The sequence below is a fragment of the Streptomyces sp. MB09-01 genome (assembly GCF_033794505.1).
GTDB lineage: Bacteria > Actinomycetota > Actinomycetes > Streptomycetales > Streptomycetaceae > Streptomyces.
In genome coordinates this window covers 22633-30850 of record NZ_JARAYQ010000085.1, presented here as the reverse complement: position 1 = coordinate 30850, position 8218 = coordinate 22633, and the positions used below count along the sequence as shown (strand labels likewise).

The window sequence follows — 8218 nt, the reverse complement described above, 5'->3', positions numbered from 1 at the left end:
TTTTCCTTTTTTTTTTTTTTTTTTTTTATCAGGAAGAAGCCGGAATAGATATTTCTGCTGGTCTCAGTGGCTTGGGGATGTGTAAAAGAGACAGGGACGGGAGAGCGGGCCGGCGGCGGGGGGAGGACCGAAAGTGGCCGCCCTCGGCCTCGGCGCGCTCCCCGCCGCACCGGAGGCCGAGGCGGCCCAGCCACCCCGGGCCGCACCGGCCGTCGCCCCGGCACCTCCGAACCTCGTCGTGATCCTCGCCGACGACCTCGGCCACGGCGACCTCGGCGCGTACGGCCAGAAGCTGATCACCACACCCCGGATCGACCAGCTCGCCGCCGAGGGCCTGAGGTTCACCGACGCCTACTCGACCGCCGCGGTCTGCGCGCCCTCCCGCTGCTCGCTGCTGACCGGCCTGCACACCGGCCACTCCGCCGTCCGGGCCAATCCGAGCGGCGCCCCCGGGGCGCTGAAGGCCGGCGACACCACCTTCGCAGAAGTGCTGCGCACCCGCGGCTACGACCGCGGTGATCGGGAAGTGGGGCTTCGGACCGGAGGAGGGCGACCAGCCCAGCCACCCCAACTCCCGTGGTTTCGAGGAGTTCTACGGATACATCGACCACGGGCACGCGCACGAGTACTACCCGCAGTACCTGTGGCACAACGGTGCGAAGGAGACGATCGCCGCCAACGCGGGCGGCGCGAAGGGCGCCTACGCACGCCACCAACGGCTGGGGGCCGGTGGAACGCGACCGGTCCAACGGGCGCAGCGCGGCCGGCGACGGCACGCCGATCTCGTTCGGCGGAGTGACGTACGCGAAGGGCCTCGGCGTCCATGCGCCCTCCGAGATCGTCTACCACCTCGGCGGAGCGGCGGACCGCTTCACCGCTCTCGTCGGCATCGACGACTTCTCGAAGAACCAGGCCGCCACCGGCGGGACGCAGGCCTCGGTGAGGGGCGACGGGAAGGTGCTGTTCACCAGCGGCAAACTCACCGGCGCGGGCGGTCCCGTGCAGGTGGATCTCGACGTCCGCGGGGTGAAACTGCTGAACCTGGTCGTCGAGGACGCCAACGCCAATACGGCGTTCGACCACACGTCCTGGGCCCTCGCCCGGGTGACCGTGCTCCGACCCGGCCGTGGGTAGGGTCGGGTCAACCCGATCGAGGAGGACCAGCGTGGGCGAAGGGCGCCGTACAGCACGAGCGGGAGTACCGGCTCTCCTTCCAGACGACCACCGAGAAGGCCGCCGCATTGAAGGCGTGGGTGCTCCAACAGCACCCGCATGACGTGCCCCAGTGGATCGTGGGGCCGATCGTCGAAGCCTCGGAGGAGTACCTGGCGTGGGCGGTGCAGGAGACCACCGCGCAGTAGCCCGGCTGCGGATCAGCCTTCGGGCAGGACGTGGCCGTCCTCGTCGAGCCGAAGGTGGATGCGCGAGGGGTCCTGGCTGTTGACGTCGGACGGGCGCGGGCCCTCGGGCCCGTCGGGGCCCCAGCGCAGCAGGCGGCGGGTGCGGACGATCTGGTACACGGTGCCCTGGAAGTCCAGCTGGTTGACGCGCCCGGCCCGGAGGGTATCGCCGGCCTCGGCGTACGCGGCCAGCTCCGCGGGCCGCGGGCCGTCCGGCGCCCCACCCGCTCCGCCGTCATCCGCCCAGGTGCGGGCATCGGTGTGAGGGCCGGCGTCCTGGGGGATGTGGCCCCGCATCCGCGGCCACACCCATGTCAGGGCGAAGTCCAATGACTTGCGGGCTTCGTGCGCACTCGCGTGCGGACCGGTGACCGGAGTCCAGCCGCTCGCGGTCTGCTCCACGACCGCGAAGGTCGCCGGCAACAGCAGGACGTCCGGGTGGGTGTCCAGCGCCCGCAGTGCGTCGGCGCGTACGTCTTCGGGGAACCGTTCCCCGGTGTAGCACAGGCCCCGGAGGGCCAGCCGTTCCAGAGCCTGGGTGGGGGTGACCGGCGCGTCCGGGTCCAGGACCAGGCCCTCATCGACTCCCGGCCCCTTGCCGGCACGGTCCCAGTCGGGGGAGAGGGGCTCGGGATCGGTGGGCCGCGGCTGCTCGATACCGCCCGGTCCCGCCCCCGCGTACTCCTCGGCCCGCACGACCCGGTACCGGGTCCCCTCCACGTCGAGTTCGTCGACGCGCTCGCTCTCCAGCCGGGCGACCGCCGCCAGCAGGGCGCGCCGCTCCACCCGGTCGCGCGCATCGTCCTTCGCACGGAACCACAAGCGGGAGTTCAGCCCGTCGCGCGCCTGCTGCGGGCAGCCGTCCGTCACCGCGAGCACCACCTGCCACCGCGATTCCCCGGCGTACTGCGCCGCCACGCCGAACAGCGGGCCGCGCACCACGACATCGGCGGTGCGCGCCACGGCGTCCACCGCGTCGGCTTCCACCGCGGCCTCCACCGGCTCCACGGGAACCCGCACCACCATCGGTCGGGACCGGCCCGGCCCCACATCCCCACGGTCCATGCGCCCATCCTGCCGCCCACGACGCCACACCGTCCCTGATTCCCCCATTCCCCTCACCCTGGATCCGCGAGCAGGTCGCCGCCCCCGGCATCGAGGCCGCCCGCGGGGCCGGCACGCGCGCCTTCGGTTACGCCGGCGGCCTGACCCCGGCCGCACGGGGCCGCTACGGCCGAACAGGGCGGCGGAAGGGTCAGCCCTCCGCCGGCGTGGCGTGCACGTGCGTCCCGGGGCGGGGGACGATGAGATGGCTGGGAGCACAAACGCCGGTACGTGATCACTGCCCGGCACAGGTCGCAGCCGGGGCGGCAGCCTTCGGCGGCCGGAAGGAGAGCCCGGAGATGGGTGCAATCGAGCCCTTGGGGGGCGGTCCGGACGGGGCGCGTGCCGCTGCGTCCGGGCCGGGCGGCCTGCTCGACGTGCTCAGCGTGGCCGCCGTTCTCCTGGACGCCGACGGCAGGATCGATCTGTGGAGCCCGCAGGCCGAAGACCTGTTCGGGTACACCGCCGAGGAGGCCCTCGGCGAGTTCGCAGGCCACCTGCTGGTCCACGAAGAGCAGCTGCCGCTCGTGATGGGCATGTTCGCCCAGGTCATGGAAGGCGGGGGCAGCTGGGTGGGGGCGTTCCCCGTCCGGCACAAGGACGGCAGCACCCGGATGGTGGAGTTCCGCAACATGCGGCTGCTGGACTCCCAGCAGGAGTACTACGCCCTGGGCCTGGCCGCGGACCAGGCGACGGTACGGCAGGTCGAACGGGACCTGGCACTGTCCGCCAGACTGGTGGCCCAGTCGCCGGTCGGACTGGGCGTGCTGGACACGGACCTTCGGTACGTGTCGGTCAACCCGGCAGAGGAGCGCCTCAACGGGTTGCCGGCGGCCGAGCACATCGGCCGCCACGTTCACGAGGTGCTGCCGGCCGTGGACCCGTCCTTCGAAGCCGCGATGCGCGAGGTCCTGGCCACCGGCGTTCCCATCGTGGACCAGTACACCGTCGGCCGTACTCCGGCCGACCCGGACCACGATCACGCCTGGTCGGTCTCGTTCTACCGGCTCGAAGCCCCCAACGGGACCGTGCTGGGCGTGGCCACCTCCAGCGTGGACGTCACCGAGCGTCACCGGGCAGTCGAGGAACAGCGCCACACCGCCCTGACCCTCCAGCGCAGCCTGCTGCCCCACACGCCACCGCGGCGGCCGGGCCTGGAGGTCGCCACCCGCTACCGCCCCGCCCAGGCCACCATGGAGATCGGCGGCGACTGGTTCGACGTGATCCCCCTGAGCGGCGACAAGACCGCACTCGTCGTCGGCGACGTCATGGGCAGCGGCGTAGGAGCCGCAGCCAGCATGGGCCAGCTGCGCACCGCCACCCGGACGCTGGCCGATCTGGATCTGGCCCCCGCCCAGGTCCTTCACCATCTCGATCACGTCACCGAAGGTCTCGACACGATCGCGACCTGTGTCTATGCCGTCTACGACCCCCACACGGCGCAGTGTCACCTCTCCCTGGCCGGGCACCTGCCGCCCGTCCTCCTCCGGCGCGGCGGCGGGCGCGAGCTCCTCGACCTGCCCACCGGCGCGCCGCTGGGCGGCTGTGGTGTCGCCTTCCGCACCACCAGCCTCGCGATCGACGTGGGCGACCAGCTCGTCCTCTACACCGACGGCCTGGTCGAAACCCGCGACGATCCGATCGACACACGCCTCGCGGTTCTCCTCGAGGTCCTCGATGACCCCGGCCGGTCGTTGGACGAGACCTGCGACCTGCTCCTGCACACCATGCGGCACCCGGGAGACCATGACGACGTGGCCCTGCTCATCGCCAGGGCCACGTCGACGGCGGGGCGGACCCGCTAGCCGGGCAGGCCCCGGACGAAGGCGGCGACCAGCGCCGCCACCGCTTGCGGGGTCTCCAGGTTCATGAGATGGGTGGCGTCGATCCGGTCGACGCTGATCGTCGGCCGAGTGCCGGAGAGCGCGGCCAGCTCCTCGGTGACCCCTCGGGCGAACCGGGCGCTGAATTCGCCGAACCACTCCAGCCCGGGCGCAGAGGGCAGCTGGCGGCCGGCCTGCACGATCAGCAGCGGGAGGCCGACCCCCTCCAGCCATGGGGTGACACCGCGCGCGAAGACCCTGTGGAGTTCGTCGAAGAGCTCCAGCGCCTCCGCCCGCTCCGGCAGCGTCTGCCACGTGCCGTCGGGTAACGGGCGTGCGGCCGCGCGGGCCGTCGCCTCCGCACGTTCGGCGGGGATTCCGAACCGGGCGGAGTTGCTGACCTTCTCCGCGATGTACTGGGGTGGCGCGATGATGCCGGCCGATGCCAGCAGCCCCTCACCGACCCGTTCGGCGCCGGGGTACTCGCGTCCCCACCAGAAGCCGTCGAGATTCACGGCGGCACGGGCACGGCCCGGGTCCGCCCGGGCGTACTCGACCGCGACCACGCCGCCCAGGGAATGACCCACCACAACGGCCTCCGGCACGCCGTGCGCGTCGAGCGTGTCCGCGATGCGCCGCACCACGGCGGGGATGGTCCAGGGGGAGAGGGAGGGGGAGCGGCCGTGCCCGGGAAGGTCGACGGCGAGGACGCGGTGCCCGGCGGTGAGGAGGGCGGCCGAGGCGTCCCAGTCGGCGAGCGACCGTCCGTAACCGTGCAGGAGAACCAGTTGGGGGCCGTCGCCCCCGTAGTCATGAGCGTGTAAGAGTGTCATCGGGCGTCACTGTAGGGGGCGCACCGCACGACGAGCACCGGATTAAGGACGGTCCCACGGGCCGGTCAGGGGCGGCCCTCGGTCCTGCCGGTGACCGCAACGGCCGGGCGGAGTTCCCCGACAGGTGGCTCTGGTGGACAGCAGCACCACCCACCACCGTTGGTGTGCGCCCAACACCCGGCGTCAGGGGGGGCGAACGGATGTCACTCGCCGCACATCACCGATCTGATCCGATTGGTGATCAGCCGCCATTGCCGCCGCCCTCGCCAGTACGCGGGGTCGTTCCTGGTGCCGAGGGTGTCGGGGTGGTCCGGCCCCAGCACGCGTTCCAGATCCGTGAGCAGCTCCTCGAAGGCCGTGGCGGCCCCGGCCGCGTCCCCTGCCTGCCCCCGCCAGTAGGCGAGGTTGCCCCGCGTGGACAGGGTGGCGGGGTGGTCGGACCCCAGTACGCGTTCCAGATCGGTGAACAGTTCGCCGAAGGCCGTGGCGGCCCCGGCCGCATCCCCTGCCTCCCCTCGCCAGGAGGCATGGTTGCCCCGGGCACAGAGGGTGTCGGCGTGGTCGGGTCCCAGTACGCGTTCCAGATCCGTGAGCAGCTCCTCGAAGGCCGTGGCGGCCCCGGCCGCATCCCCGGCCTTCCCTCGCCAGGAGGCATGGTTGCCCCGGGTGCAGAGGGTGTCGGGGTGGTCGGGCCCCAGCACACGCCCCCGGTCCGTGAGCAGCTCCTCGAAGGCCGCGGCCGCTCCCGCCGCGTCCCCCGCTTCCCCACGCAAGAAGGCGAGGTTGCCCCGGGTGATCAGGGTGTCGGGGTGGTCGGGGCCCAGCACCCGCACCCGGTCCGTGAGCAGCTCCTCGAACGCCCTGGCGGCCCCGGCCGCGTCCCCCGCTTCCCCCCGCCAGTAGGCGAGTTTGCCCCGACACACCAGGGTGTCGGGGTGATCGGGCCCCAGTACGCGTTCCAGATCGGTGAACAGTTCCTCGAAGGCCGTGGCGGCCCCGGCCGCGTCCCCCGTCGCCCCCTGCCAGGAGCCGACGTGGCTCCGGGCGGTGAGGGTGTCGGGGTGGTCGGGACTCAGCCGGTGCTGGGTGGCGTTGGCAACGTGCTGCATGTGGTGCAGGGCGGCCGCGACCTGGCCGGCCTCACCGAGGCTCAAGCCGGTGCGGATGAGGGCGGGGTGGGTATCGGGCTGGTAGAGGGCGTCCTCGGCGTGGAGGGTGAGCGCCTCGGTGCTGGCTCGCAGGGCTTGGGCGAGGGTGGTGTCGCGTTCGACTTCGGGCCAGGCTGCGATCAGGGCATCGGCGGCGGTACGGGCGAGTCGGTCGTGCTGGCCTGCGGGGAGGCGGTCGCGGATGGCACGTTGGAGGAGCTGGTGGACCCGGACGGTGTGCTGTGGGCTGTCGGGGGTGTGGTCGATCAGGCTGAGGCGGTGCAGCGCACGCAGTGCCTGTGCCGCGTCCGGGACCGTGACCTTTCCGGCACCCGTGTGCTCCGGGCCGGCACCACGGTGCCGGGCGAGGTGGTCCAGCGCCGGCGGACTGGTCAGGACGGCGATGGGGATGCCGTTGGGGTCGAGCATCGAGGCGAGCTGCAGCATGGGGCGGGCAAGCCCCGCCGGCGGGAGGCGGTCGGCGCTCTCGATGGACAGGGACCAGGCGGCGGCGACCGTGGTGGCCTGGTCGTCGGGCAGCCCCGACGGGTCGGGCAGCGCGTCGGAGAGGGAGCGCGCGCGGTCGCACAGCCTGCGTCGGTAGGTGGCACAGTCCAGGTCGACGTCGGAGAGGTAGGCGACGGCCTGAGACAGCGCCAGCGGCAGGTGGCCGAGGTCGTCGGCAAGGCCGAGGAGTTGGTCGGCGGGCTCGTGGCGGTCGTGCGCAGCCAGGGAGGTGGTGAGGTAGGCGGCTGCCTCATCCTCGGTGAACAGGCCCATCCGTACCAGTCGTCGGCCGTGTCCGGTCAGGGCGGCGTCGCGGCGGCGGGTGGTGACCAGGGTGCGGCCGTGGTTGCTGGCAGGAGGCCATAGGTTGCGCAGATCGGCAGGGTCTGCGAGGTCGTCCAGCACGACCAGCCAGCGGCGCTCGATGGCGGGCTTGGGCTCCAACCAGGCCAGGAACGAGCGCGCGGCGGACTCCTGGCCGGCGGGGTCCGCGCCGAGGATCTCGGCCGCCGCCTGGGCGTAGCCGGTGACGACCGCATCACGGGTGGCTGCGGTGACCCACACCAGCAGGTCCAGCTGCGCCGTCTGCCACAAAGTGCGGGCGTGGTGGGCAGCGAGCTGGGTCTTGCCGACTCCGCCGAGGCCGACCAACACCTGGCAGAGCGCCGAGGTCGCGTTCCCGTCCGCCCCGTGACTGAGCTCCCGGGCGGTGGCACGGTCCTGGAAGCAGTCGGCTTCCCTGGGCAGCACGCCGACCTGGTGCGGCCAGGTCACCGGGGGACGTGGCGCGGCGTGAAACTCGACCTTGCCGGCCCGGCCGACGGCGAGACTGTGATCGCTGGCGGAAACACCTCCTGGTCCGCACAGGGAGTCGGGTGTCGGGCCGGAGAGCGGGCTGGGGCGTGCCGATCCGCTCGGCCCATGGGCGGATCCGCCGCCGGAGGGGGGCCGATGGACGCGCCTCCGTGTATGACCCCGGCTGCGATGGACCCCTCCTCGGCATGGATGTCCATGCCGCCACCGGTGGCCACCCCGCCCGGCCCGGCTGTCACCCGGACCTCAGGGACGTGTCGGGCCAGCAGGGCCCGCAGCTGGTCGGCCGCACGGCCGCGCTCTTCCTCGTCCAGGTTTTCCAGCGCGGCCTCGATACGTGCCTGCCAGGAGGCTTCCTGGCTGATTCGCGCCCGCTCCGCCTGAGCCGGGTCCGCCGTCTGGAGGGCGGTCACGGTCCTTTCCAACCGCTCCAGCTCCGCTCGCTCTTGCCGGCCGTCGCCCCGCCCGAACCAGCCCGCAACCGCCTGCCGGAACCCGGCCCACGCATCGGTCCCCGCAGCCTGCACCACCGCACTACCGCCAGCCGCTGCCAGCGCCGCCAGTGCCTCCACCAACATCTTCGGCCTCCT

General features: G+C 72.5%; 8 protein-coding genes. 4 read left to right on the top strand and 4 right to left on the bottom strand.

Features of this window, described 5'->3' with window-relative positions; all coding sequences use genetic code 11:
• The first annotated feature begins 133 nt into the window (after positions 1-133).
• The 3 genes from PV721_RS19440 to cutA are packed head-to-tail and all read left to right on the top strand — an operon-like array spanning position 134 to position 1361.
• Entirely contained in the window at positions 134-799 is a 666-nt protein-coding gene (locus PV721_RS19440; protein WP_319725998.1) for a sulfatase-like hydrolase/transferase, read from the top strand.
• Positions 730-1134, top strand: a complete 405-nt coding sequence (locus PV721_RS19435) for an NPCBM/NEW2 domain-containing protein (protein WP_319725995.1) — start codon at positions 730-732, stop codon at positions 1132-1134. Before PV721_RS19440 ends, PV721_RS19435 begins: the two co-directional genes overlap by 70 nt.
• On the top strand, positions 1089-1361 hold the full coding sequence (gene cutA, locus PV721_RS19430; RefSeq protein WP_319726000.1) for a divalent cation tolerance protein CutA: 273 nt from the start codon (positions 1089-1091) through the stop codon (positions 1359-1361). Before PV721_RS19435 ends, cutA begins: the two co-directional genes overlap by 46 nt.
• Positions 1362-1373: 12 nt before the next feature.
• On the opposite strand, the gene PV721_RS19425 is transcribed toward cutA, so the two are convergent.
• Positions 1374-2465, bottom strand: coding sequence for a DUF5954 family protein (locus PV721_RS19425; protein WP_319725993.1), 1092 nt, complete (start codon positions 2463-2465; stop codon positions 1374-1376).
• Between the two features lie 338 nt (positions 2466-2803).
• Between PV721_RS19425 and PV721_RS19420 the strand changes: the two genes are divergently transcribed.
• A complete protein-coding gene (locus PV721_RS19420; protein WP_319725992.1) occupies positions 2804-4309 on the top strand; it encodes a SpoIIE family protein phosphatase in 1506 nt (501 codons plus the stop codon).
• Here PV721_RS19420 and PV721_RS19415 read toward each other — a convergent pair.
• The 3 genes from PV721_RS19415 to PV721_RS19405 all read right to left on the bottom strand — a co-directional run bounded on the left by PV721_RS19415 (position 4306) and on the right by PV721_RS19405 (position 8206).
• Positions 4306-5160, bottom strand: coding sequence for an alpha/beta hydrolase (locus PV721_RS19415; protein ID WP_319725991.1), 855 nt, complete (start codon positions 5158-5160; stop codon positions 4306-4308). The two genes, PV721_RS19420 and PV721_RS19415, sit on opposite strands and share 4 nt — an antisense overlap.
• A 203-nt stretch (positions 5161-5363) precedes the next feature.
• Entirely contained in the window at positions 5364-7589 is a 2226-nt protein-coding gene (locus tag PV721_RS19410) for a tetratricopeptide repeat protein (RefSeq protein WP_319725990.1), read from the bottom strand.
• On the bottom strand, positions 7586-8206 hold the full coding sequence (locus PV721_RS19405) for a cell division protein ZapB (RefSeq protein ID WP_319725988.1): 621 nt from the start codon (positions 8204-8206) through the stop codon (positions 7586-7588). The genes PV721_RS19410 and PV721_RS19405 overlap by 4 nt, the downstream gene beginning before the upstream one ends.
• Between the last annotated feature and the right edge of the window lie 12 nt (positions 8207-8218).